The sequence below is a fragment of the Streptomyces sp. NBC_01384 genome (genome assembly GCF_045040035.1).
Lineage (GTDB): Bacteria > Actinomycetota > Actinomycetes > Streptomycetales > Streptomycetaceae > Streptomyces.
This window is the reverse complement of record NZ_CP109559.1, coordinates 9,763,460-9,787,916: the sequence shown is the minus strand read 5'-3', so window position 1 is coordinate 9,787,916 and position 24,457 is coordinate 9,763,460. Positions and strand designations below refer to the sequence as shown.

Annotated in this window: 20 protein-coding genes and 1 pseudogene; 12 read left to right on the top strand and 9 right to left on the bottom strand. The window is 70.4% G+C overall.

The features are described 5' to 3' along the window. Positions 1–45: 45 nt before the first annotated feature. Both OG747_RS44955 and OG747_RS44950 read right to left on the bottom strand, forming a co-directional pair. Positions 46–1,032, bottom strand: a complete 987-nt coding sequence (locus OG747_RS44955; RefSeq protein WP_405885137.1) for an alpha/beta hydrolase — start codon at positions 1,030–1,032, stop codon at positions 46–48. Between the two features lie 100 nt (positions 1,033–1,132). Further along, positions 1,133–3,985: an AAA family ATPase gene (locus OG747_RS44950; protein WP_405885136.1), complete on the bottom strand. Its 2,853-nt coding sequence runs from the start codon at positions 3,983–3,985 to the stop codon at positions 1,133–1,135. 172 nt (positions 3,986–4,157) lie between these two features. Here OG747_RS44950 and OG747_RS44945 point away from each other — a divergent pair, with 172 nt between their 5' ends. Continuing rightward, the gene (locus OG747_RS44945; RefSeq protein ID WP_405885135.1) at positions 4,158–6,932 is read left to right on the top strand and encodes an ATP-binding protein; all 2,775 of its coding nucleotides are present in this window, start codon (positions 4,158–4,160) and stop codon (positions 6,930–6,932) included. Between the two features lie 530 nt (positions 6,933–7,462). Here the strand turns inward: OG747_RS44945 and OG747_RS44940 are convergent. Together OG747_RS44940 and OG747_RS44935 are read right to left on the bottom strand one after the other, a co-directional pair. Then, a pseudogene (locus OG747_RS44940) lies at positions 7,463–7,645 on the bottom strand (tyrosine-type recombinase/integrase); the annotation flags it as partial. 13 nt (positions 7,646–7,658) lie between these two features. Next, positions 7,659–9,008, bottom strand: a complete 1,350-nt coding sequence (locus OG747_RS44935) for an ISL3 family transposase (RefSeq protein ID WP_405885134.1) — start codon at positions 9,006–9,008, stop codon at positions 7,659–7,661. A gap of 535 nt (positions 9,009–9,543) precedes the next feature. On the opposite strand from OG747_RS44935, the gene OG747_RS44930 reads away from it, so the two are divergent. From OG747_RS44930 to OG747_RS44905, 6 genes are all read left to right on the top strand, one after another. Further along, on the top strand, positions 9,544–9,963 hold the full coding sequence (locus OG747_RS44930) for a winged helix-turn-helix domain-containing protein (protein ID WP_405885133.1): 420 nt from the start codon (positions 9,544–9,546) through the stop codon (positions 9,961–9,963). Next, positions 9,870–10,478, top strand: a complete 609-nt coding sequence (locus tag OG747_RS44925; protein ID WP_405885561.1) for an IS630 family transposase — start codon at positions 9,870–9,872, stop codon at positions 10,476–10,478. The genes OG747_RS44930 and OG747_RS44925 overlap by 94 nt, the downstream gene beginning before the upstream one ends. A gap of 20 nt (positions 10,479–10,498) precedes the next feature. Then, positions 10,499–11,029, top strand: coding sequence for an IS3 family transposase (locus tag OG747_RS44920; RefSeq protein ID WP_405885132.1), 531 nt, complete (start codon positions 10,499–10,501; stop codon positions 11,027–11,029). A 748-nt stretch (positions 11,030–11,777) separates the two neighbouring features. After that, complete coding sequence (locus tag OG747_RS44915; RefSeq protein ID WP_405885131.1) at positions 11,778–13,055, top strand: vanadium-dependent haloperoxidase; 1,278 nt, start codon at positions 11,778–11,780, stop codon at positions 13,053–13,055. A gap of 513 nt (positions 13,056–13,568) precedes the next feature. Then, a complete protein-coding gene (locus OG747_RS44910; RefSeq protein WP_405885130.1) occupies positions 13,569–14,120 on the top strand; it encodes a hypothetical protein in 552 nt (183 codons plus the stop codon). After that, a complete protein-coding gene (locus tag OG747_RS44905; RefSeq protein WP_405885129.1) occupies positions 14,120–14,692 on the top strand; it encodes a DUF6529 family protein in 573 nt (190 codons plus the stop codon). The genes OG747_RS44910 and OG747_RS44905 overlap by 1 nt, the downstream gene beginning before the upstream one ends. 331 nt (positions 14,693–15,023) lie before the next feature. Here the strand turns inward: OG747_RS44905 and OG747_RS44900 are convergent, their stop codons facing one another. The 4 genes from OG747_RS44900 to OG747_RS44885 all read right to left on the bottom strand — a co-directional run bounded on the left by OG747_RS44900 (position 15,024) and on the right by OG747_RS44885 (position 17,391). Then, complete coding sequence (locus tag OG747_RS44900) at positions 15,024–15,377, bottom strand: MarR family winged helix-turn-helix transcriptional regulator (RefSeq protein WP_405885128.1); 354 nt, start codon at positions 15,375–15,377, stop codon at positions 15,024–15,026. Between the two features lie 122 nt (positions 15,378–15,499). Beyond that, positions 15,500–16,231, bottom strand: coding sequence for a Rieske (2Fe-2S) protein (locus OG747_RS44895; protein ID WP_405885127.1), 732 nt, complete (start codon positions 16,229–16,231; stop codon positions 15,500–15,502). Further along, the gene (locus tag OG747_RS44890; protein ID WP_405885126.1) at positions 16,228–16,803 is read right to left on the bottom strand and encodes an RNA polymerase sigma factor; all 576 of its coding nucleotides are present in this window, start codon (positions 16,801–16,803) and stop codon (positions 16,228–16,230) included. Before OG747_RS44890 ends, OG747_RS44895 begins: the two co-directional genes overlap by 4 nt. Before the next feature lie 276 nt (positions 16,804–17,079). Then, a complete protein-coding gene (locus OG747_RS44885; protein ID WP_405885125.1) occupies positions 17,080–17,391 on the bottom strand; it encodes a hypothetical protein in 312 nt (103 codons plus the stop codon). Here OG747_RS44885 and OG747_RS44880 point away from each other — a divergent pair. Genes OG747_RS44880 through OG747_RS44870 form a run of 3 tightly spaced genes read left to right on the top strand, consistent with a single transcriptional unit; the run spans position 17,384 to position 19,031 of the window. Continuing rightward, entirely contained in the window at positions 17,384–17,629 is a 246-nt protein-coding gene (locus OG747_RS44880) for a plastocyanin/azurin family copper-binding protein (RefSeq protein WP_405885124.1), read from the top strand. The two genes, OG747_RS44885 and OG747_RS44880, sit on opposite strands and share 8 nt — an antisense overlap. After that, positions 17,626–18,555, top strand: coding sequence for a metallophosphoesterase family protein (locus tag OG747_RS44875; protein WP_405885123.1), 930 nt, complete (start codon positions 17,626–17,628; stop codon positions 18,553–18,555). The genes OG747_RS44880 and OG747_RS44875 overlap by 4 nt, the downstream gene beginning before the upstream one ends. Beyond that, positions 18,552–19,031: a hypothetical protein gene (locus OG747_RS44870; protein ID WP_405885122.1), complete on the top strand. Its 480-nt coding sequence runs from the start codon at positions 18,552–18,554 to the stop codon at positions 19,029–19,031. Before OG747_RS44875 ends, OG747_RS44870 begins: the two co-directional genes overlap by 4 nt. A gap of 306 nt (positions 19,032–19,337) precedes the next feature. Here the strand turns inward: OG747_RS44870 and OG747_RS44865 are convergent, their stop codons facing one another. Continuing rightward, positions 19,338–20,780, bottom strand: a complete 1,443-nt coding sequence (locus tag OG747_RS44865; protein WP_405885121.1) for an IS701 family transposase — start codon at positions 20,778–20,780, stop codon at positions 19,338–19,340. A gap of 759 nt (positions 20,781–21,539) precedes the next feature. On the opposite strand from OG747_RS44865, the gene OG747_RS44860 reads away from it, so the two are divergent. Together OG747_RS44860 and OG747_RS44855 are read left to right on the top strand one after the other, a co-directional pair. Beyond that, positions 21,540–21,896, top strand: coding sequence for a DUF5132 domain-containing protein (locus OG747_RS44860; RefSeq protein ID WP_405885120.1), 357 nt, complete (start codon positions 21,540–21,542; stop codon positions 21,894–21,896). Between the two features lie 169 nt (positions 21,897–22,065). Beyond that, positions 22,066–24,360, top strand: coding sequence for an ATP-binding cassette domain-containing protein (locus OG747_RS44855; protein WP_405885119.1), 2,295 nt, complete (start codon positions 22,066–22,068; stop codon positions 24,358–24,360). The last annotated feature ends 97 nt before the right edge of the window (positions 24,361–24,457 follow it).

Sequence of the window (24,457 nt, the reverse complement as noted above, 5' to 3'; positions counted from 1 at the left end):
GTTGCCGTCTGAGTCATTGACCGGCTCGGGTCGAGCCGATCGGCTTCAGCCCAGCTTCGCGCGCAGGAAATCGCAGCCCTGCCGCACCGCGGCACGGGTGGGCGGGCTGTCCCGCAGGGCGTTCAGCGAGACGAAGTCGTGGACGGTGCCAAGGACGCGCACGGCCGCCGCCTCGACCCCCGCAGCGCGCAGCCGTCGTGCATACTGCTCCCCTTCGTCCCTGGCCACATCGGCCTCCGCGGTGACCACCAACGCGGGCGGGAGTCCCGCCAGGTCCGCACGGGTGGCCCGCAGCGGGGACGCGGTGGGCTCGGCCAGCTGCCGCGGGTCCGGCGCGTACTGCTTCCAGTACGCGCGCAGGGCCTGACGGGTGAGCAGGTAGCCGGTGGCGAAACGCTGTTGGGAGTCACTGTCACAGTGGGAGTCGATGAGCGGGTAGTAGAGCAGCTGGGCCCGGATCGCCGGCCCGCCGCGCGCTCGCGCCACCATGGTGAGCGCGGTGGCGAGGGTGGCCCCGGCGCAGTCCCCGGCCACGGCCAGCCGGTCGGGGTCCAGCTCCAGTTCCCCGGCGTGCTCGACGGTCCAGGACAGGAGGTCGTAGCACTCCTCCAGCGCCATGGGGTACTGGGCCTCGGGAGTGCGGCTGTACTCGGGGACGATGGCGGTGACTCCCAGGTCCCGGACGAACTCGCTGATCAGGCGGGCATGCGTCTGGGCGTCCCCGAGCATCCAGCGGCCACCGTGGACGTAGAACAGCGTCGGCAGCGACCCGGTCACGCCGACAGGGCGGAAGACCCAGTATCCGACGAGTCCGGAGGGGCCGACCGGGGCCACCCGGAAGGCGGCGTCCATCTCGAAGTCGTCGATGCGGTCGGCCTGCGACTCGCTCAGCGCCCGGCGACCGAGCACCGGGCCCAGTTCGTCCAGGAAGGGCGGCGTGGCCGAGGCTGCCACCAGCCGTTCCACCGCCGGGTCGAGCACGACCACGGACGGGGGAGGCCCGGCTGCGCCGTCGCAGGAGTCCGACTGCATTCCGCTCTCACCTCTCTCGGCCCCTGGAGGCTCTCTCCGTCGCTCCAGCAGCCGGGAGATGACGGAACACCGGCACCTGCACCGAACCGCTGATACCTCGTCAGTCGGTGCCGGTCTCACCTGCGGACAACAGATCGCGCAATTGGTGGCGCCGGCTCACGCCGAGCTTGGGATAGACGTTGTACAGATGCGTGCCGACAGTACGCGGTGACAGAAACAGCCGCTCGCCGATCTCACGATTCGACAGGCCGCCGGCCGCCAGCCGGACGATCTGCCACTGCTGGGCAGTCAGCTCGGCCGGCGCGACATCGGGATCGGCGGCACCGGCCGCACCGCTGGCGCGCAACTCGGCCCGGACTGTCTCGGCCAGCGGGGCCGCGCCGAGCCCTTCGGCCATCTCCAGGGCCGCGGTCAGCTGTTCCCGCGCCTCCAGCGGACGGCGGCAACGCCGGAGCCAGACCGCGTAGCTGAGGCGGGCCTGGGCGCGTTCCCACGGCCAGCGCTCACTCTCGGGGTTGACCACCGCGAGCTGGAAGTGCTGCTCGGGGTCGCCCTCCGGGTCCACCACAGCCGCCGCGTGGTGGAGCAGCAGCGTCATCCGCGTGGTCGGCCGCTCGCCCTGCTGCGAGCGGACCTGGGCCAGGATCCGCGCCGCCTCTTCCCCCCGCCCCGTCCGCTGGGCAGCGACGGCGAGTTCGGCGACGGTACGCGGCGACAGGAACGGGTGCAGCGGCGAACCGTCCGCGTCGAACAGTGCCCGCCACTTGCGGAAGGCTCGGGCCCAGTCGCCCTGGGCGGCTGCCGCCAAGGCCCGGGCCCGCAGGATACGAGCCTGGGTCGCGCGGTTCCCCTCCAGGTCGAGGACGCGCCAGTGCGCCTCGGCCGCGGACGGGTCCGGCATGGTCCCGCCGCGCAGCGCGGACAGGGTCAGGGCGAGCGCGTCGAGATCTGCCTGGACGCGGGACTGGCCCAGGACGGCGGCACCGCCGCTCCCCTCCCCCAGCAGCGCCTCCGCCTCCGTCCACCAACCCGTCGCCAGGAGCGTGTCCGCCATCGGCGCCAGGGACCAGGCGCGCAGCCCCAGGGCCTTGCGGGTGCGCAGCTGCGCGTCGGCCTTGCGGTACTGCCGCAGGCAGGCGTCGGCCTCGTCCGCCTGGTAGGCGACCCAGGCGACGGCGAGCCGCTGGGCCAGCCGCTCCGGACTGTCCGGAAGGGCGCCGAGGCGCGGCTGTTCGAGTCGGCGCAGGACTCGGGCGGCGGAGCCGTGGGGTGTCGCCGCCACGGACACGAATGCGCGGAGTGCCGACCCCACCTCGGCGTCGTCGAGCCGCGACAGCGACCCGGTGACGTCCGAGGCGGCCTGGGACCTGCCCTCGGTCCGCGCGAGCAGTGCGGCCAGTCTGCTGCGGTGCTGTGGCAGTGCGGACTGGTCGGTGACGGCCGCGGCCACCGAGGCCAACCCGAGCGCAAACGGGCCCTCGCCGGGGAGCATGCGCTCGCAGACGTCCAACAGCAGGTCGAAAGCCTCCTCCTGGAAGGAGGACAGCGAGAGGGCGGCGCCCATGGCGGCGGCGGCGAGGCAGGTCGGCTCGGCGTCCGCACCGATCTGGGCGAACTCCTGGTACAGGTCCCTCACCCAGTCCGGGTTTCCGACGAGGTGGGCGGCGGCCAGGGCCTCGGCCAGCCGTCGGGCGCGGTCGCGCGGGCCGGGGCTGAGCCGGGCGGCCTGTTCCAGGGCGGCCGCCGCGGTGAAGGCGTCCTGCATGTCCCAGGCGGTCGCTTCGAGTGCGGCGGCGATCGACTCGTCGGGTCCGAGTGCGGCCGCCGCCCGGTACCGGGCGCGGGACGCCCCCGGGCCGGCCGCCTCGGCCAGGGCCAGGTGGGCCATGCGGCGCAGCTGGGCGGGGTGCCGCGCGCCTGCGGCGCGGCGCACCAGTGGGTGCCGGAACGAGATCCGCCCGTCGGCCACGGTGACGATGCCGGCCGCCTCTGCCGGGGCCCAGACACCGAGGTCCGGCGCGTCCAGGGCGGTCATGACCGTGCACAGGTCCTCGCCGGGGTCCGCGAGGGCCGCGTACAGCAGCGCGTGCTGCGTCACGGCGGGCAGGACGGCGAGCCGGGACTCGAACTCGTCCTGCGCGAAACGAAGTTGGGGCAGCTTCCCGCCGGGCAGGGTCCGGTCGGCAGCCGACCGCTCCAGTCGGCACAGCTCCAGCAGTGCCTGCGGATTGCCTCGGGCCTCCCCCAGCAGTTCCAGTCTGCGGCGGCCCCGGGGTGCGCCGGGCTGCTCGTCCAGGAGCGCGGCGGCGGCCCGCGGCGTCAGCGGCGCCAGGTGCAGCACGCCCAGTTCCGTCGGCAACCCGGCCGTGGCCGCCTCGCCGCGCGCCGCGAGGAGCACCGACACACCGCGGCCGCTCAGGTGGCGGAGCACCGAGCCGATCACATCCAGAGAGGCGTGGTCGCAGTCCTGGATGTCGTCCACCGTCAGCAGCACCGGTGCTGAGGCTGCGAGGCACTCCAGCAGCGCCGGCACCGCCACCTGAACCAGCGGGGCGTCGGCGGGGGACGGCCCTGGCAGCGCGGCGAGAGCCGTGGCCAGAGCCCGACGCTGGGGCTCTGGCAGGCCCCCGGTCCCACCGAGGACGGAGCTGAGCAGCTGCCGCAGGCAGGCGTAGGGGTGGTCGCGCTCCACGGCCCAGCCGTGCGCCGACAACACCAGCGCACCCTCGCAGGCGGCCTGCTCCCGGGCGGCGCGCAACAGCCGGGTCCTGCCGATGCCTTCCTCGCCGAGCAGGAGCAGACCGCGGGACGACGTGCCCGGCCCTGGCCTGGCGCCCCGCAGGATCCGCTCGAGTTCGGCCTCCCGGCCGACCAGTCCGGTGCCCGCCGCCTCCCGGTCATCTGGGCCGACAGCTGCACCCGTGTCGGCCCTGCCTGCTGTCTCGATCGTCATTCGTGTACCCCGAACACTGCACTGCACGTCTCTGCGAACCCCCACCCCGATGCGACGATCCTCAAGGTTCCGGGGGCGGCGCACATCTGTCAGATGACCAGTCATCGATCGCAACACCGTCCGGCTGGCAGAATCCACCCCACAGGATCAGGCGACAGAGACGAGGACCGCGGTGCACGCCCCTGCCCAGCCCGAGCCCGGTCCGGAGATCATGGGCAGGGATCGGGAGCTGTCCGGTCTGGCCCGGCTCCTCGACGCCGCGGACGGCGAGGGCCCGAAGGTCCTGGTGCTCACCGGCGAGCCGGGCGCGGGCAAGAGCACCCTGGTCGAGTGGGCCGCCGTCCAAGCCTCGTCGCGCCGTCTGCGGACGCTCCGCGTACGGGGCAGCGAGGGCGAGTCCGGCCTGTGTCTGGCGGGGGCGCACCAGTTGCTGCGCCCCCTGCTGGGGGCCGTGGACGAGCTGCCGGAGCGGCAGCGCGACGCGCTGTGCGCCGCGTTCGGCCTCGGCGACGCGGACGGCGCAGAGTCGGTGGATCCACTGCCGCTGCGCCTGGGCGCGCTGACCCTGCTCTCCGATGCCGCCGCCCGGCAGCCGTTGCTGCTGCTCGTGGACGACGCCCAGTGGCTGGACCTCGGCTCGCTCGACCTCCTGGCCTTCCTCGCGCGCCGCCTCGACGCCGAGCGGGCCGTGCTGCTGCTCGCCTCGCGGGAGGAGGCGGTTCCGGCACGCTTCGACCGCGACTTCCCCCATCTGGTCGTCGGCCCGCTGGAACGCGCGGCGGCCGTCCGGCTGCTGGACGCCCAGCCCTTCCCGCCGCAGGGCCGGGCGCGCACCGAGATCCTCCAGCTGGCCGCGGGCAACCCGCTGGCCCTGATCGAGCTGAGCCGCGCGCTCGCCAGGGACGGCAGCACCGCCGCCGACAGCCGGTCCCTTCCGCTCACCAGCCGTCTGGAACGCCTCTTCGCCGCCGACCTGCCCACGCTTCCCCCTCAGGCGCGGCGCGCCCTGCTGCTCGTCGCCGCCGCAGGCACCGCCCGACTGTCGGACGTCCTGCTCGCCGCCCCCGACCTCGACGCGACGAAGGCGCTGCTCCCCGCCGAGGAGGCAGGCCTGGTACGGGTCGAGGGCGGGCAGGTGCTGCTCCGGCACCCGCTGGTGCGCTCCGCCGTCCTCCAGGCTGCCCCGTTCGCCGAACGACGCGAGGCGCACCTGGCGCTGGCCGCCGCGCTGGCGCACGAACCCGACCGCCGGGCCTGGCACCTGGCCGCTGCCGCGCTCGGACCGGACCAGGAGGTGGCCGACGCCCTGGCCGAGACCGCCGAACGCTCCCGCGCCCGAGGCGGACACGCCGCCGCGGCAGCGGCACTGGAACGCGCCGCCGAACTGACCCCCGATCCGGCGCGGCACGCCGAGCGGCTGCTGGCGGCGGCGCAGTCCGCCATGTACGCGGGGCATCCGCAATGGGTCGGCGAGCTCACCGACCGCGTTCCCGGGCTTACCGAGGACCCCGGGCTCCGCGCCCAGGCCGCGTTCCTGGGCGGCTGGGCCCTGGGCGTCACCCTGCGCCACGACGACGCGCTGGCGGTCCTGCTCCCGGCGGCCGAGTCCATGGCCGACCCAGCACCAATGCTGGCCCTCGGCGCGCTGAGGACCGCCGCCACCTCCGCCTACAACTCCGGAGACCCCTTCTACCAGGGCGAGTTCGACCGCATCTGCGCACTGGCCGCAACCGCGGACGGACCCGTCGAACAGGCATGGATTCATGCCGCGCTCCATCCGCACACCCGGCGAGCCGACGCGCTCGCCCGGCTGGAACGTGCGCTGGCCGCCAGGCCGGACGACTCCGTCGCGGTCCTCGGTGCCCTGGGCGCCACCGCCTGGATCCTGGACGAGAGCGAACTCGCGGTCCGCCTGCTCGGCCAGGCCATGGACCAGCTGCAGCGGGCCGCGACCGCCGGCGCGAACGCCACCGTCGGACAGGCCCTCGCACTCGCCCTCTACGAGACCGGCGCCTGGGCTGCCGCCCAGTCCACCGCCGAGGACGCTTTCCGGGCAGCCGCGGAAGCGGGCGCCGACAATGTCACCGTCGGCTCGCCCTTGCTCCAGGCCACCCTGCACGCCCTGCGCGGCGACCACCAGGCCGCCCGCGCCCAGGCGCAGGAGGCGGTGCGCGGCCTCGACCTGCGCAAGTCCCGCAGCCTGCATGTGCGTTACCGGCACGCCCTGGGCCTTGCCGCCTTCGTGGCGGGCGACCACGACAACGCCTACGACCTGCTGCGCGCCACCTTCACCCGCGACTTCACGCCGCTGCCCGTGCATTACCACGCGTCCGTGTACTACCTGGGCGACCTCGCCGCCGCAGCCGTCCGCGCGGGCCGGGCGGACGATGCCCGCTCCGTGCTGGAAGCCGCCGACCACAGCCTCGGTGCCACCCGGTCCCCCCGCGTCCACGCCGTCGTCCGGCGTGCCACCGCCCTGCTCAGCGACTCCGAGGACGCGGAGCGGCACTTCGTCTCCGCCCTGGCCGATCCGGCCTGCGCCCGCTGGCCCTTCGAACTCGCCCTCACCCGGCTGGACTTCGGCGAGTGGCTACGCCGCCGACGACGTGCCGCGGAGGCACGCCCGATGCTGGGCGGGGCGCTGGAGATCTTCCAACGCCTGGGCGCGCAGCCCTGGGCCGAGCGCGCGGCGGCGGAGCTCCGGGCCGCCGGTGCCCCGGTGTCCCTGCCGACGGCGAGCCCTGCGGCGGAACTCACCTCGCAGGAGCGGCAGATCGCGGAGTTGGCCGCGCAGGGCCTGACCAACCGCGACATCGCCGCCCTGCTCCACCTGTCGCCCCGAACCGTCGGCTATCACCTGCACAAGGTCTTCCCCAAGCTCGGCATCCGGTCCAGGGGCCAGCTCCGGGACGCCCTCTCCCCCGACGCCGGGCAACCTCCTCGGTGAACGCCTGCCGCCGCACGGGCGCCCGGTCGGTGACTCGCCCGCGCGGCCGTTCGTCGCGACCGCTTTCGCCGACTGCCCGTCGGATCCGCCGTGGGCATCACCATGTGACGCCACCCCGGGCCCAGTTGGACCAGACCAATCCTGTCCGGATCGTTGACATGTACGGCACCCGCCGCAATTCTGAGAGCGCTCTCAACGAGAACCGGACGGCTCCACTCCGCCGGAATCCACCTCGTTGGAATCCCCCCGCCCAAGGAGAGAGCGAGTGTCCAGAAGGCTCAGGAGTCTCAAATGGCACGCCCTGGCGGTGGCTGCGGCCACCGCCACCACGGCGCTTCTCACGTTCGGGGCCCCCTCCGACGCGAACGCGGCCGTCCCGACGACGATCCCACTGAAGTTCACGAACATCCCCAGCAGATTGAGTGTCTCCGCAGGTCAGGCGACCACACAGCTCTCGGGGTCAGTAAAAGGTCAGCATCGTGACCGGAGGACTCCTCAGGAAGCATCACGCCGCACGCCAACCCTGCTTCTCACCCGGCCAGTCCCATGTCCAGCAGCTTGGCGGCCTTGCCTATCGAGCCAGGCATGAGGTGACGATAGGTCTTGAACGTCACGTCGATGCTGCTGTGCCCCATCCACTCGGCAACATCGGTGATGGGGATGCCGTTAGATAGACAGTTCGACGCAAAGAAGTGGCGAAAACCGTAGATTACCGGGTCTTCGAATTTAGTGGGGGTGCGCCTCCCGTCGGCTCCGCCGAGTGGTTGCACAGCGTGAGCGCAGGCGTTGGTTCTCTCGGTTCCTGAAGCCGAAGGCGTTGCGCGCTTCGAGCTTGATGAGGCGGTTGTTGCCTTCGGAGGCGGCGTTGGTGATCCCGGTGGTCAGGTAGGTCTCGATGCCGTCCCACCACTGCTCGACGGTCTCGGCAAGGGTGACGAGTTCGGGCAGGTGGGCGTGGTCGGCGACGCGGGAGAGGAAGCGGTGGCGGGCGGCGGAGATCGCGGAGCGGTCGGGGGCGTGGTGGGTGCGGCTGACGGCCAGGTGGAGGAGGTCGCGCAGCAGTTCCTTGGCCTGCCAGGCCGCGTAGATCTGCCGGCCGTAGGTGCCCATGTGGTCCAACTCGGCCTTGAGTAGAGCGAGTTGGTCCTCGCTGAGGTCCTCTTTGTTGCGGCGCAGGAGTTTGCGGACGGTGTAGATGCCGTCGCCCTTGCGGGCTCGGCGGCCGTGTTGCTTCCAGGTGAGGCGTCGGCGCAGGTCGGCGAGGTGGCGCTGGGCGAGTTGCACGATGTGGAAGCAGTCCACGACCACGGTCGCGTGCGGCAGGGCACGCTGGACGGCGGCGCGGAAGGTGGAGCACAGGTCGATGGCGACGTAGCGGACCTGCTCGCGCCAGGTCGCGGGCTGGGAGGTGAGCCAGTCAGCGACCGACGCCGCGTTGCGGCCCTCGACCTGGCCGAACAGGCCGCGTCCGCCGATCGCGTCGACGAAGCCGATGTGCCAGGCGTCCGCGAGGAGTTCCCACTTCCCGCTGGCCGGGTTCTGCTTCCACGCCGGCTTGCCCCGCCGGGTCTCGTCGATCCCGATCGCCGAGGTCGCGGGCGGGGTCTCGGGCAGGGCTTTCGCAGCGTGGTTCTCGAAGCAGTGCTGCACGATCGGCCAGCTCAGGTGCAGGTCGCGGCCGGCCTGCACGACGGTGCGAGAGCCGTCGCAGACCGCGGCCCCCGCCGCCCGGCGCAGGGTTGTGGTGGTGCGCATCCCGGCGGGGACCGCGCGGATCGCCTCGGTGAACGAGCCGCGTGGGCAGGCGGGTTCGGTGCAGCGCCAGCGCGCTTTGCGCCACCGGATACTCACCGGGCGCCCACCACAGGGCAGGTGCCTGGGTCGGGTGGTGCGGTAATCCTTCAGCCGGGTGGCGAAGACCCCGCACGAGGGGCAGGCCCGGGCGGAGTCCTCGGCCGTGACGACGTACACCGTCGAACCACCCGATCCATCGTCCTTGACCTTGATCACACTCACCCCCTCCAGCCCCAGAAGTCGCGTGGCCGCCTCGTTGGTCCCGGTATCGTCGATGTTCAAGCCCGTGGGGTTTCATGATCGGTTGCGTAGAGAACAACCATGATCACGAAGACCCGCGGGCTCCTTGCGTCCGGGGTACCGCCACCCCAACTACCTCACGCAGAGTGACCGGCGAGCCCGCCCGTCACCGCCGCACCCCCATCAAGTTCGAAGACCCACAATAGGAGCCCGGTGACGGGAGACTGTCACGCCGGGATCTGTGGGAGCCCGGGGGCGAAATTCCCCCGGGCCACCCGACCGACCGCCTTCTTCGCGAAGGAGAGCGACCGGTGAGCGAGATATGCCGGTTCATCCACGCGGAGAAGGCGAACTACACGGTCGTGCTGCTATGCAAGGTGATGAAGACGGCCCGCTCCACGTACTACTGATCTTTGACCGGACGGTTGCTGACCGGGTCAAGTGCGGCATAACAGCTGTATGGGGGTTCGAAGTCTCAAGCCGGCAGACGTAGTTGATCTGGAGCGTCGGCGCCTCATGGCGGCCGATCTATTCGAACAGGGGATGCGGCCCTCGCAGGTTGCGCGGGTGCTGGGGGGTGACCCGGCAGGCGGCCGACCAGTGGCGGCGCCGGTGGCGCGAGGGCGACCGGGACGCGCTGCTGTCGCGGGGCATGGGCGGCCGTTCGTATCTGAGCGCCGAGCAGGTGGCGGAGCTGGACGGGCTGCTGAAGCAGGGTCCGACGGCGCACGGCTGGGACGACCAGCGCTGGACGTTGGCGAGGGTCGGCCGCCTGATCGAGGAGCGCTTCGGCGTGGTGTACGAGATCTCCGGCATCTGGCGGCTGCTGGACCGCCTCGGCTGGTCCTGGCAGGTCCCGGCGCGACGGGCCGTCGAGCGCGACGAGGAGGCGATCGCCGCTTGGTGCACGGAGACGTGGCCGGCGGTCTCCCATCCGCGCAGGCCAGGGACGCCGGAGGATGGATCTGCTTCGAGGACGAAGCCGGAGCATGGCTGAACGGACCGGTCCGCCGGACCTGGGGCAAGAAGGGACACACCCCGGTGCTCCGACTGTCCGGGAAGCACAACGACAAGATCAGCATGGTCGCCTGGATCTGCTTCAGACACGGTGAGGAACCGAGGCTGATCTACGCGGTCAAGCCCGCGGGCGGGTACACGAAGAAGGACTTCCCGCGCTTCCTGGCCCTGCTCCACCGCCGCCTGGACGGCCCGGTGACCATCGTGTGGGACAACTACTCCAGCCACATCAGCAAGCACGTGAAACAGTACGCGCAGCAGCACGACTGGCTCACCGTCGTCCAGTTGCCCTCGTACGCCCCGGAGTTGAACCCCGTCGAACTGCTCTGGGCCCACGCGAAGGAGCGGCTCGCGAACCGGGCCTTCCGTTCGATTACCGAGCTGCACGAGGCAGCCCGAGCGGCACTGCGCTACATCCAGAGACACCCCGACCTCCTCACCGCATTCCTCGCCGGAACCGGCCTCGAACTCACCCCACCAGCGTCAAGCCCGTAGTCAAAGATCAGTACGCGTGGGTGGCCGGAGCCGAAGCCCGCGAGGCGAGGCGGCGGGCCGATGAGGCCCTGGCGCACGAGATCACGGTGATCCACATCGCATCCCGGCGGAACTACGGCGTCCCGCGCGTCACCGCCGAACTGCGCCGGCAGGGCCGACCGGTCAACCGCAAGCGGGTGGCACGGGTCATGCGAGAACACGGCATCGCCGGGAACAGCCGGCGCACCGGCCGCCGCAGCCTGACCAAGGCCGACACCAAGGCCGCCCCGTCGCCGGACCTCATCGGCCGGGACTTCACCGCCACCCGCCCCGGAACGAAGATCGTCGGGGACATCACCTACATCCCCACGGCCGAGGGCTGGCTCTATCTCGCCTCGTGGCTGGACCTGGCCACGCGCGAGATCATCGGGTACTCGATGGCCGACCACCATCGCGCTGAACTCGTCGTCGACGCCCTGGACATGGCCGTCGCACTGGGTCGCCTGGAACCCGGCTGCGTGATCCACAGCGACCGCGGAGACGAGGGGTCTGCACGAGATGATCGGCTCTAGCCTGCGCGTTTCATTGGCGGCGGTGTCCGAGCCTTGATCGGAGTAGCGAAAGTGCCTCCTGAACTGCCTGAACTGGGAAGATGAGGCTTGTCGAGGGTCTCTGTCATCACAGCAGGAAGGCACTTTCTGCGTGCGCCCTACCCGGTCGCGTCCCAAGCTCGTCGTGTCGGCCGACGGTCACGGGGTGGTCAGCCACGCCGGATCCCGCCTGCTGGCCGATCTCGCCGATGTCACTGGCCTGACCAGCCCGCGGCCGTGGTGCGACTGACCTGGAAACGTTCCGCCGTTCGTCGCAACGGGCTGCTCGCGTACGACGTCACCTGGCGCGGGCTGACCACAATGCCGGAGTTGCGGCGTGGATCGGATCCCTGCAGGCTGTATCTGGCAAGCGACCTTGATGACGTAAAGAGGTGATCAGGTTGCAGGACCATTCGCGCCCGGTCAGCCCTCCGAAACGTTGGTGTGGGTGACGCGTGCCGCCTCGTGGGCCAGTGTCCCGGTGAGTCCAGTCGCAGTTCTCCAACGACCGGCCCCCAGCCCAGGAGTAAGTCAGACGGGAACCGGCCTCGCAGTCCCCGTCGTACTCCGGAGCAGGTGTCCGGAGTACTTCTTTGCCCACGTGCTGCGGACTCCCCGCTCGATCCGTGGTGCCCGCTGACCGTGTGGTCCGCAGTGGCTGGCCCAGATGGGCGACATGCATGACCACCAGTTGCCACAGCCCGCCACCAGCGACAAGGAGCCACAGAACATGGGTGGAAAGCAGAAGACACTCGCCATACTTGCCGGAACCGCGCTGGCAGCCGGACTCACCAGCCCGGCCTTCGGGTCCACCACCGCTCACTCGCCGGCCCTGCGCACCGCCGCGACGGGGTCGGGGATGTCGGTCGTGGAGTGGAACCGCGAGCTCATCACCATCCTCGGCGATCCGAAGGCGCAGCCGTCCACCGTCCAGCCCACGCGCAGCTTCGCGCTTCTCCAGGCCGCCGAGTACGACGCCGTGGTATCGATCACCCGGGCCGGCCCCGCCTACGTGTTCTCGGTGTCGGCGCCAGGAGGCGCTCGTGCGGATGCCGCAGCGGACCAGGCAGCCCACAATGTGCTGGTCGCCCTGTACCCGGCCAAGCGCGCAGGCGTGGACCAGCTGCTGAGCAGCCAGTTGTCCGCGATTCCGGGCGGCCCGGGCAAGCAGGCGGGCATTGGTGTGGGAGCCGCGGTCGCCCGCCGACTGATCAGCCTGCGGTCCCACGACGGGTCCTCAGCCGAGCCGCCGCGGTTCCGCCCCGGCAACAAGGCCGGTGACTACCGGCCCACCCCTCCCAACTTCCCGGCACCGGTGTTCACCAACTGGGGCTCGGTCAAGCCGTTCGTGCTGGCCAGCGGACGCCAGTTCCGCCCGGCACCGCCGCCGGCCGTGAGCGGCGCCGCCTACGCCACCGCCTTGAACGAGGTCAAGAGCCTGGGGAGCAAGACCAGTACCACCCGCACCCCCGATCAGACGGCAGCCGCGAAGTTCTGGGCGGCGGCACCCGTCTGGAACGTCTGGAACCAGGTCGCGCAGGGCCTTGTCACCTCCCAGAACGCGAGCCTGGAGAAGGCGGTGAAGGTCTTCGCCCGGCTCGACCTGTCCCTCGCCGACACCACAATCGCGATGTACGACGCCAAGTACGCCTACCGCGTATGGCGGCCCGTGACCGCCATCCGGCTCGGCGGTACGCACTACAACCCGAGCATCGTCGGCGATCCCAACTGGACCCCCCTGCTGCCGACCGCACCGGATCCGTCCTATCCCGGCGCTCACGGCGCTCTCAGCCAGGCTGCGGCAACGACGCTCGCCGGGTTCTACGGTGCGCGGCATCATCTCGCGGTGACATCGAAGGGCGTCACCCGAACCTTCGCCGGCTTCCAGGACGCCGCCACCGAAGCGTGGCTCAGCCGGATCTGGTCCGGCCAGCACACCTCCCTCGACAACCGCGCAGGCCAGCAACTCGGCACCCAGGTGGCCGATTTCGTGGCACGTCATCTCTGACCGCCCCCACCGCGCGACAACCATGCACAGCATGGCAGTGGCCAGAAGCCAGTGGTCCCGGCGCATCGGGTACCACTGGCTCGGACAACGACCGCCTCGCCGACGCCCACCACAAGCAGGCGTTCTCCGCCCTGAACACCTCGCCCGGCGCCCGCCGCTACTACGACAAACAGCGCGCCCGCGACGCCGGCTACAACCCCGCCCTGCGCCAGCTCGGTAACCGACTCGTGGGCATCCTCCACGGATGCCTCAAGGCCCGCACCCTCTACTACGAGGCCACCGCATGGTCACACCACGCAACCCTCGCCACTACCGCTTGACATCTCAACGCCATGGGATGTCTGACGAGCCAAAGTCAGGTAAACGGGGACCTCGCCAATGGAGCAGCGACTGCCCAGGCGGACCAGTTGGAGTGGACAGGACCCGAGCACCCGGGGCCAACTGGGAGAAGAGGTCCGCCGGGGTCGTTTCCCGCGGCTGCCTGGATGCGCCGTCCGACACCATGGAGCGCTCATGAAAGGAATGGCCGCGGCGGCGGTACCGGAGGATTCCGCCGTGCCGCTTGCTGCTGCAAGCGGCTGTCCCAGCCGGACGATCTCGTCCGCCTGCGCCAGGCCCACATCTGGAGCGCTGTCAGCGGACATCCCCGTATACATCGGCTCGGCCGCACCCGGCAGCGCGGCCGCCGCCACTGGCACGGCCACGGTGCACTCCAGCAAGCTCGGCCCCATCCTGGATGACGCCAAGGGGCGCACGCTCTACCTCCCCAAGGCCGCCAAGTCGACTACGCCGACCGGCGGCGGAGCATGCGCGTTTGCCTGGCCGCCGCCGCTCACCTCCGGCACGCCCAAGGCGGCCCCCTTTGCCAGGAGCAACCTGATCAGCACCTCGAAACGCTCCAACGGCATCACTCAAGTGACCTACACCGGGCACCCGCTGCACTGCTTCGCGGGTGACACGACGGCCGGTGACACCAACGGCGAGGAAACCAGCGCCTCCGGCGCCACAGTGGTACGTCGTAAACGCATCCGGCAGCAAGGTCGAACCCGATTGATGGGGGACTGATGACCGGGCACACGGGCGCGCGGATGCGGCGTCCCGCACGAACGGTGGCGCGCTTTTTGGCTGCTTTGCTGCCGGTCGCGGTCGCGGTGGGGGTGTATGCGTTCGGCCGCACGCACACACCCGACTACACCAGCGGCCTGTTCGGGCGGCACGGCGTCGGCGTCATCGATCTCAAGGCGCGCCTGGGTAGCGCTCTGATGGCACTCGCGGTCGTCCAACTGCTGCTCGGGCTGTGGATGTACCGGCGCTTACCGGGAGCGGGGGCCGCACCGCACCGGGTGCACCCCACACACCGGCTCATCGGCCTCCTTGCCTTTCTGCTCTCGCTGCCCATCTCCTACCACTGCATCACCGCCTACGGAGTCGATTTGACGAACAGCCGAGTGGCGGTGCACTCCATCACGGGCTGCGTCCTGTACGGCGCGTTCGTCGCCAAGGTGCTGGTGGTACACAGCCGCCGACTGCCCGGTTGGGCGCTTCCGGCCGCCGGCGGCGCCCTGGTCACCGCTATCGCACTGATGTGGTACACAGCCGCCTTGTGGTTCTTCGTCGGCTCCGCCCCCGGCTTCTGACCGTGCTATCACCGAGGCTCGCCATGGCATGCACGGCAGCCCTGTTGCAGATCGGACATCGCGTTGCTCCGCGCCATCGCCTCTCTCTGCCGCATTGGCCGCCTGCACGGCCGCGGGCGTCACCTTGGCACCTGGGACGAGCCGGCCGCGAAGCTCGCAGCCGGCCTGCACGACCGGTGGCGACCACATGGAGAGGTAGGACCGAGATGATGGCAAACCCACCGCCACGTCTGCGGGGCACAGCCGCTGTCTGGAGCGGCCCTCGACCCGATGGACTCAGTACGAAGGCTGGGGGCGATCGGCAGGAACACGCCGACAACATTGGCTGCGTTCATTGACCAGCGACGAGTTCACTGAGGTACGAGATCACTACGGCGATCTCGGCGTCGGTCCGTTTGGCGTTGAGCTGTCTGATCTGGTCGATCTTGCCGCTGTAGTGCTGCCCGATCTCGGCCGCCTTCGCCTCGACCACCTCGACGGTGGTCTTGCGGCGGTCGTTGGGGACGCCGCCACGGACGATGTACCCGCCCTTCTCCAGTCGGTCCAGCACCCGGGTGACGCTGCTGGCCGGCAGGCCCGTTCGTGCCGCCACTTCGGTGGGCGTCATCGGACCGGCGCTGCGGGAGATGACACCGAATGTCCTGGAGATGAAGCCTTGCCTTTCATGCGAAATCGCTATCCTCACAGCTACCCCGGGAAGCCGACCGTTGCGCTGTCTCCTAGGCTTCCTCTCAACCGGCGTGCGCTGGCCGTCGGGCCGGCGCTTCAGCGCTTGGCTCCCTCACAAAGCCGTTCTCGTGACGAACGTTACGCGGTCGACTTCGAGGAGTGGCTGACAGCCGGGGCATAGATCTGGATCGTGCCGTCGAGTTCGCGCACGGGGAGCCGCGGTAGCGCGGGCAGGGGCTCGCCGGATTGGTGCGGACGCGTCAGGTTCACGCCGGCGAGGCTGAAGGTCGCTCCGTGGCACGGGCAGGCGAGTCTGTCGTGTGCGCTGTCGAGGTCGAGTCGACAGCCTTGATGGGTGCAGTTGCCCGAGACGGCACGGATGCGCCCGTCGGTACGGCGGACGAATCCGGTCACCGTGCCCAGGTCGAAGGCGACGACGGCCCCCTCGGGAACCTCGGTGGTTTGGGCGACCGGCTGCCAGCTGCCGGTGACGGGGACGAGTTCTGCGGACGGGCCGGGCTGCTGTGCCTGCGCGCCCTCGTCGCGCCGTTGGAGGAACTGGTCCGCGGCCACGCCGGCCAGCGCGCCGGTGGCGGTGAGCGCGCCCGCAGCCAGGAGTCGACGGCGTGGCGGGGTGCGCCACGCCGGCTGTGGTGTGGGCGTGGCCGCCTGTGCCTGCTCGTGTTCGCGCAACTGGTGGCGCAGCCGGTCGACGAACGCGGGGGCGGGGCCCTGGGCGTCCGGTCCGGCGGCCGCCAGGTCGATGGCGGTGCGCACGAGGGCCAGTTCGTCCTCGGTGGCCGCGAACGGCTTGGGGTGGCGTCGGCCGAGCAGCCGTTCCACGTAGCGGTCTACTGCCTGCCGTCTCATGGCGCTTCCCCTTCCTTGTCGGCCTTGTTCTCCACGCGGGCGGCCGCGCGCAAGGCGCGGTGCTGGAGGACCTTCGCGTTCGTGACCGTGACCCCGAGTTCCGTTGCGGCCTGCCGAATGGTGTACCCGCGCAGGAATCTCAGGACAAGAATCTGCCGGTACCGTTCCGGTAGCGCCTCCAGGATGCGCTGGGCATGCGCGTCGGCACCGGCGTTGTCGGCCTCCCCGGCGCCGGGTGCCTGATCGGCGAGGTCGATGTCGTCGGGGTCGATCTCGGTGACCTGGTGGCCGAGCGTGCGCCGCCAGTGCTCGGCGAGCACGGTACGCGCGGTTGCCGTCAGGTAGGCGCGTACCTGGCCGATCTCGGCGCCGGGGCGCAACGGCCCGAGCGCGGCCGTGAACACCTGCGAGGTCAGGTCTTCGGCGTCCGGACGGTTGCCGACCTTCGCGAACATCAACCGGTAGATCCGCCCCACGTTGTCAGCGTAGATCGCCTCCCAGTCGGGATACGCCGCCCACGGCAGTATCGAGGGGCGGGACGCCGGCACCGCGGTGTCAGCCCGCGAGATCATGCCTCGGCCGACCTGTCTGAGCGCTGCGAACCTCCGGCGACCGGCCACGGCTCATGGTAGAGCGCGGCGTGCACCCGATCTGTTCTCTCGGCATCGATTGACCCTCCGTCGATTCTCCCCGCCTAGAGATACGGGCGGGGGTTACAGCCGTACGCGATGCCGGTGTAACCCCTGCCCGTATCCCCCTTGCGACGGCGACGGGCCGCGGCAGATGCGCCTCGCCGCCATACGCCGAAATCCAGATCGAGGTCTTCATCCGCGCCCGTCCGGGGCCGATCAGAAAGCTGAACCAATGAACAACTCCCTTCCCATGCGCCGGGCCAGCGCCGTGGCCGCGCTGCTCGCGGCGGCCGGGCTGACCCTGGCCTCATGCGCCAGCCCCGCGCACAGCACCGCGTCGACCACGGCCACCGCCATCACCCCCGGCTCCAGCGAGTCGAGCCTGGCCGGGATGCCCGGCGCCACCGCAACCGGCGCCGCGCAGCCATCCGCACCCGCTTCCATGCCCACGATGACGATGCCGACGCCGACGAGCACCGGCGCGCGGACACCGGCCGGGGCACCGGTTGTCACCGACAGCGTGGCCATCAAGAACTTCGCCTTCGCGCCCGCCTCCATCACGGTGAAGGTCGGCACCAAGGTGACCTGGACCAACCAGGACACCGACGCGCACACCGTCACCGGCCAGAACAACGCCGGACCGCTGAACTCGCAGCCGCTGAACACCGGGCAGAGCTACTCGTACACGTTCACCACCCCGGGCACCTACAGCTACCTGTGCACCATCCACCCGTTCATGACGGCCACGGTGACGGTGACCCGGTGACCGCCCCTATGACCCGACGCCAGTTCGCACGCCATGCGGGCTGGTTCGGCGCCGCCGTGGTGCTGAGCGTCACCGGCGGAGAGGTCGTCAGCCACATCGCCGACTCGCGCGACAGCATCGCCGCCGCGACGAACGGCGATGCCGGCGCCCTGCGCTTCGTGCAGGTCTCCGACAGCCACATCGGCTTCACCGGGCCCGCCAACACGGACGTCACGGGCTCCTTCGCCCGCGCCATCGACCAGGTCAATAATCTGGGATTCCGACCGGACTTCGTCATGCACACCGGCGACCTGACCCACCTGTCCACCCGGGCACAGTTCGACCAGGTCAAGCAGATGATGAGCGCACTGCGCACCGACCGCGTGTTCACGGTCCCCGGCGAGCACGACTCCGTGGACGACCACGGCCGCGCCTACCGGCAGACCTTCGCCCGCGGCACCGAGGGCGACGGCTGGTACAGCTTCGACACACACGGCGTGCACTTCATCGCGCTCGTCAACACCCTCAGCCTGGAGAAGCTCGGACACCTCGGCACCGATCAGATCGACTTCGTGCGCCGCGACGTCGCCGGCCTGTCCTCCGACACCCCGATCGTCGTGTTCAGCCACATCCCGCTGTTCGCCATGTACCCGCAATGGGGCTGGTCCACCGACGACGCGCTGCAGGTCCTCAACCTCCTCAAGCGATTCTCCTCCGTCACCGCACTCAACGGGCACGTCCACCAGTTGTTCAGCCGAGTGGAAGGCAACGTCACCTTCCACTCCGCCACCACGACCGCCTACCCGCTGCCCAAGCCCGGCCAGGCCCCCGCTCCGACCCCGCAGGTGCTCCCGGCCCGCCAACTGCACACCGCCCTCGGCATCCGCACCGTCGAATACCGACAGGGCACCACCCCGCTGGAGATCACCGATCGGGAGCTGGCATGAACGACGCCCCCGCGCTCGCATCCAGGCCCACCCCCGCGCGGACCGGAGCCCGCCCGCCCGCAGCGGCGAGACTGCTCACCGCCGCTGCCGGCGCGACGCTCGCCACCAGCGGCGCAGTCCACGCCCAGCTCTACCTCGACGGCTACCGCTACCTGCACGCTGTCGGCGTCCTGTTCCTGCTCCAAGCCGCGGCCTCCTTCGGCCTCGGAGCGCTCCTTGTGGCAGGAGTGCTCCTCCGCCCCCCTGCGGTCATCCACCTTGCCGCAGCGGGCACGGCCCTCGGCGCGCTCACCGGCTTCGCCGCCTCACGCACCATAGGCGTCTTCGGATTCATCGAACACGGCCTGCAACCCGCGCCGCAGGCGCTCATCAGCATCGTCACCGAATGCGTAACCGTGCTGGCGCTGCTGGCGGCCGGATATCTCACCGTCCGGCACCAACAGGCACCCGTGTCCCGTCCGCCGAGCCTGCCCTGAAGACAGACGACGCCTCCGGCGACTCGTCGACCACGCGCATGAAATCGCCGCGGTGACCGGGTTCGACCCCATGAAGGCCAGCGGGCCGGCCGACGCCGGACGCATCGAGGCACCCGGCGGCGACCCGCACCAGTTCGGCCTCAACGGCGAAGCCGTTGAGGCCGACCAGCCCTGCGCCGCGCTAGGTGGCCGGTGTTAAACGGGAAAATCTCAGATAGCGATACAGCTGATTTTGGGGCGAGCTACCTGATTTCGAGTCGAACATCGTCTCGCAATCTGGGATCCGACTCGAAAAACACCAGCCACCTAGCCCTTCAGTTGTAGTTCAGGGCGAGTTCGCGAGTCCGGCGTCTGCGATGGTGCTCGTTGGCGTCGGCCTGGTGATGTCGTCGCCAGCGTGACCACCACAGTCCGTGGGCGGCCGACCGTGCTCGGGTGGGGGCGGCGGGTGGATGAGCGTAAGGAGCTTGCGGATCTCGGCCGCGGTGTAGGGGATGAGCTGTTCGGGGCTGATGATGTCCTCGTGCTCCCCCCTTTGGGCTCCTCATCAGGCTCGTCACCGCTGAGGGCTTCCCGGAGCGGTGCGGGGGCGTCGGCGTCGTCTGTGGCGGCCTGTACCGCCAGGAATGCGGCGGCCAGCATCGACAGGGTGATGTGCCGGTACCAGCCGTGCCAGTGGCGCACCTCGTAGTCGGCCAGCCCGCACTGATGCTTGCCGAGTTTGATCGCGTCTTCCACCCGCCAGCGCGCGCCGGCGACGTGGGCCAGGTGTTCCGGCGGGGTGCCGGCCGGGCCCCAAGCCAGGTAGTAGTCGAGGTCGTCGGGCGTTTCGGGGCGGCGTCGGGCGATCATCCATCGGCTCGGCCAGGGCTGCCCCCGCACCGCGCTGCCCACGGGCTCCTCCGGGTCGGCAATCCGGCGGACCCACCACTGCCACCAGCGGGAGCCGGTCTGGCTCGGGTCGGCTTCGATCAGCTGCCACTCGCTGTCGTCCGCGGCGGCGGCCAGCTTGTCGATACGCCGCCAGCCCGGTCGGGGCAGCACTGTTTGGGCGCTGGAGACGTTGACCACGTACGGCAGTTGGCGGCTCTCGGCGAAGGAGCGGAAGCCGCCGTCACGACCGTAGACCTCGTCGGCGGCCAGCCAGGTGTTCTCCGGAAGCCCGGGGAGAATCCGGTCGATCATCTTCTCGGCGAGGCGGGGTTTGGTGGCGAAGCCGACGGTCTCGGGCACCTGCGCAGCCGCGCACCGCTCGCGATCGCCTGTCCAGACTTGCGGCAGGTAGATCTCCCGGTCGACCAGGGTTGCCCCGCGAGTGGTGGCCCACGCGGCGAACACCCCGATCTGGCAAGGAAAGACGCCGCCGAGTGAGCCGGTGAACTGCCGGGCCACGCCAACGGAAGTCTTGCCCTTCTTGGCGAACCCGGTCTCATCGATGACCAGCACCCCGCCCGCGCTGTCGGCCAGCCCGTCCAGCGCATACCGGCGGACGCGGTCGCGCAGCTCATCGACGTCCCACTTCGCCCGGTCCAGTAAGTGCTGCTGCCCATCGGGGCGCCGCCAGCCGGCGTACTCGGCCAGCTGCCAGCCATTCTTGCGGGAGACCGGGCCCAACAGCCCGCGCACACACGCCTTCGCCCGCCGCCGCAGATCCGCCCGGGGGAAGACGTCGCCGACCTGCCGCAGCAACTCCTCCAACTCAGCATCCCACTCAGCTACTTGTGCCACATCGCCGGACCAGTCGTCCATAACAGGGAGTTACCCTGTGAACCTGATCGCCGAACTACAACTGAAGGGCTGGTGACCGCAGTTGTCGATCGTGACCGGGGAGCCGGCGGCAGAGGTCTTCTCCGGCTTCGGGGCGTCGCCGTCGGCGGAGCCGCAGGCGGTGAGCAGCAGGATGGGCGTGAGGAGAAGAGCGGGGTGCGGAGCACAGGTATGCGTCGGGGGTCGGGGGTCGGAGCTCATGCGCGGAGCCTGACCTACGGATGTCCTCCGCGCCGGGGTGCGGAGGTGCCGGCAGGTCTTCGGACTCAACCTCTGTTGTCACGCCCGCAGAGCGGTGGACCCACACCGGAGTCACCGAATCCGAGGGCCCGGTAGAAGTCCGTCCGGCCTTCCTGGCCGAGGCATACGCACGGCTGGAACAGGTGGACGCGGGAGGAGCACCTCCGTACGCCGGGAGAAGGCGCACGGCAATTCTCGGTACGTAGGAAAATAAGCCCAGCGCATCGTCCGGGAAGTATGCATACTGCAATCAATGTTGATCGGGAAGATCAAGAGCACTCACATGAGTGAAATCAGCCGAGACCATTTGGCCTCGATGGACATGACTCGACTACCGTAGTGGAAGAGCGAGTTCCGGAACCCATGAATGAGGAATTCAACCCGGTAGGGGAATCACGAATTCTGAAAATCGGTGCTTCCGCCCGCCCAGCTGTGTGCTGCTTCGGTGTTCGCAGTGCCCGGGGTCCCTGTCATACGTATCCGTAGCGAGGATGGAACATCATGCCGCCCGTAGTACCGCCCTTCCTGATCGGCCTCATCGCCGCGCCACTGGCCAAGCGTCTCCTCAAGCCGCTGATGCGCGGCGTCGTCAAGACGTCCGTCGGTCTCGCCCTTGAGGTGCGGAAGGCGACCCTTGAGGCCGGAGAGAACATCCACGACCTTGCGGCCGAGGTGGCCGCCGAGATGGTGGCCGCGCAGCTCGCCGCCGGTGACGACGAAGCCCGTTCGGGTGACGGTCAGCAAGCCGCCGAGAGCAGCACTGCGAAGCGCGAGCAGGACGAGGCCGCCGCCCGGGCCGACGCCGAGGCGAGGGCTCCGAAGATCCGCGCGACCGCTGCCGCCGCCAAGGCACGCTGACGGTTTTTCCAGCGGCCCGGGCCGTCACGCGGGCTCGGATAAATGCGCCCGAGTGGCGGTCGGCCGCGCACCTGCCGACCGCATCGCATTCCCCAGACTTTCCGCTCTGTCGCGTTAATCCGTCGCACTCGTCACGGTTTTTGCGACCTCCACAAAGGTGATCGTTCACATGCCATCTCTGCTGGGTGCCGCAGCCGGATATCGCTCCGTGGATTTGGACGTACGCCTGCGTTCGGTCATTCCGGGCCGCCAGCGCTGGGACGTCAAACTGGTTCTCGGGCGGCCTCAGGCGGCCGTGGTCCTCGCCGCGACCCTGCGACGCCTTCCCGGGATCACCGAGGTGCAGGCCAGCCCGGTCACCGGCGGGGTCCTCGTCCGGCACGACGCGTGGGTGAAGGCCGCGGACGTCGGCCGGCTCGTCCGCAAAGCCGTCACCCTGGTTGTGGAGGGCTCGGCCGGAGCGGGGCGTACGTCCCCGGCACGGCCCGCCGCCGAGCCGGCCCCGCGCGCGGATCTCGGCGTTGTACGCCCCGTGCTCGCCGTCGGGGGTGGGGTGGCGGCCGGCATCGCCCTGGTCCGCGGGTCGGCGCTGAGCAAGCAGCTGGTAGCGCTGGGCGGAGTGGCGGCGGCGACCGCGGCCGTCGTCCGGAAGGCCTGGCACAGAACGGTCGACGCGACCCAGGACCTGCCCGGAACGGGAACGGAACGACACCCCCTGCTGGAGATCGTCGGGCCGCACCGCCGGCGTCTCTACCGCGCCTCCGCCCTGTCGGTCGCCTGCCAGGTCTCGGAGATGGCGCTCGGCACCTTCCTCGGCTGGTCCGCGCTGGTCCTCATCAAGGGCGAGGCCGCTCCGCTCGTCCGCTTCGGTCTGACCACCGCGTCCGCTCAACTCTGGGGACTGGCAGTGCTGGTGGCTGTCGCCTGTACCGCCGTGGCGGGCCTCTCGTACTCCTCGAACCTCCAGTGGCGCCGGCTCGGCCAGGACATCGAGCACGACTGGCGCAACCGGACGTACGCCCATGTGCAGCACCTCGAACTGCGGCACCTGGAAGGCGAGCGGACCACCCGGATCGCCGGCGCGCTCACCGACGACGTCCGCCAGCTGGGCACCTTCTTCGCCACCTCGGCCAACGACCTGCTGCAACTGGGCACCAGCGTGGCCCTCCTGGTGCCGCTGTTCCTGCTGCTGGCACCGCAGATCGCCTGGGTCGCGTTCCTGCCCATCCCGGTCATCGCCTGGCTGTCGGTCCACTACCAGGACAGGGTCACGGCCGACTACGCCGTCTCCGGCGAACACCGCGCCAGGCTGCACAGCCAGCTGGTGAACACGCTGGAGGCCGGCACCACCGTCAAGAGCTTCTGCACCGAGGACTACGAGGCCGAGCGCATCGACCGGCTGAGCGGGGAGGCTCAGGAGAGCAACGAGCAGACCGACCGGAGCACGATCCGCCACGCCGAGATCGTGCGGATCTGCACGACCGGCTCGATGGCCGGAACCCTGCTGATCGGCGGCCGGTCGGTGCTCAACGGCAGCCTGCCGTTCGAGGTGTTCAGCCCGCTGATCGGGCTGCCCCAGATGGTGCTGCTGCGGATGAACCGGCTCGGCGGCATCGTCGACCAGTACCAGCGCACGATCACCGCCTACGACCGGGTCCAGCGGCTGCGCGCCCTACCCGCCGAGACCGACGGCACCGGCGGACCGCTCGACGTCGAGGAGGTGCGCGGGGAGCTCGTCCTCAACGACGTGACCTTCGCCTACCCCGGTCGGCCGCCGGCGCTGGAGGACCTCTCGCTGACCATCTCCGCCGGGCAGGTCACCGCCCTGGTCGGGGCCACCGGCTCCGGCAAGACGACGATCGCCAAGCTGCTGATGCGATTCCATGACGCGGAGCTCGGCAGCGTGCTGCTCGACGGGCGGGACGTGAGCGACCTGCCGCGGCACGATCTGCGCCACGCGATCGGGTTCGTCGCCCAGGACCCCTTCCTCTTCGACGGCACCATCGCCGACAACATCCGCTACGGCAGCTTCGGCGCCTCGGACGAGGCCGTGGTCGAGGCGGCCATGAAGGCCGAGGCACACACCTTCGTCGCGACACTGCCGGACGACTACGACACGGTGATCGGCGAACGCGGCGCCGCCCTCTCGGGCGGCCAGCGGCAGCGGATCGCGCTGGCGCGCGCGATCCTCAAGGACGCGCCGGTCGTGATCCTCGACGAAGCCACCTCCGCCGTGGACAACGAGACCGAGGCGGCCATCCAGCGCACGCTCCGCGTCTTCGCGGCCGACCGGACCATGGTGATCATCGCCCACCGGCTCTCCACGGTCCGCCACGCCGACCGGATCTACGTCATGGACAAGGGCGGAGTCGTGGCCGAGCAGGGCACCCACGACGAACTCCTGGCCCAGCACGGACTCTACGCATCCCTCTGGCGACTCCAGTCCGGCGAACTCGCCGCCTGACCGCAGCTGCCGCGCCACCCCACCGCCGACCGCGTGACACCACCGCGGTCGGCGGGTCCCGGCGCGCCCTGCGACCACGCCTGCCCACACTTCCGGA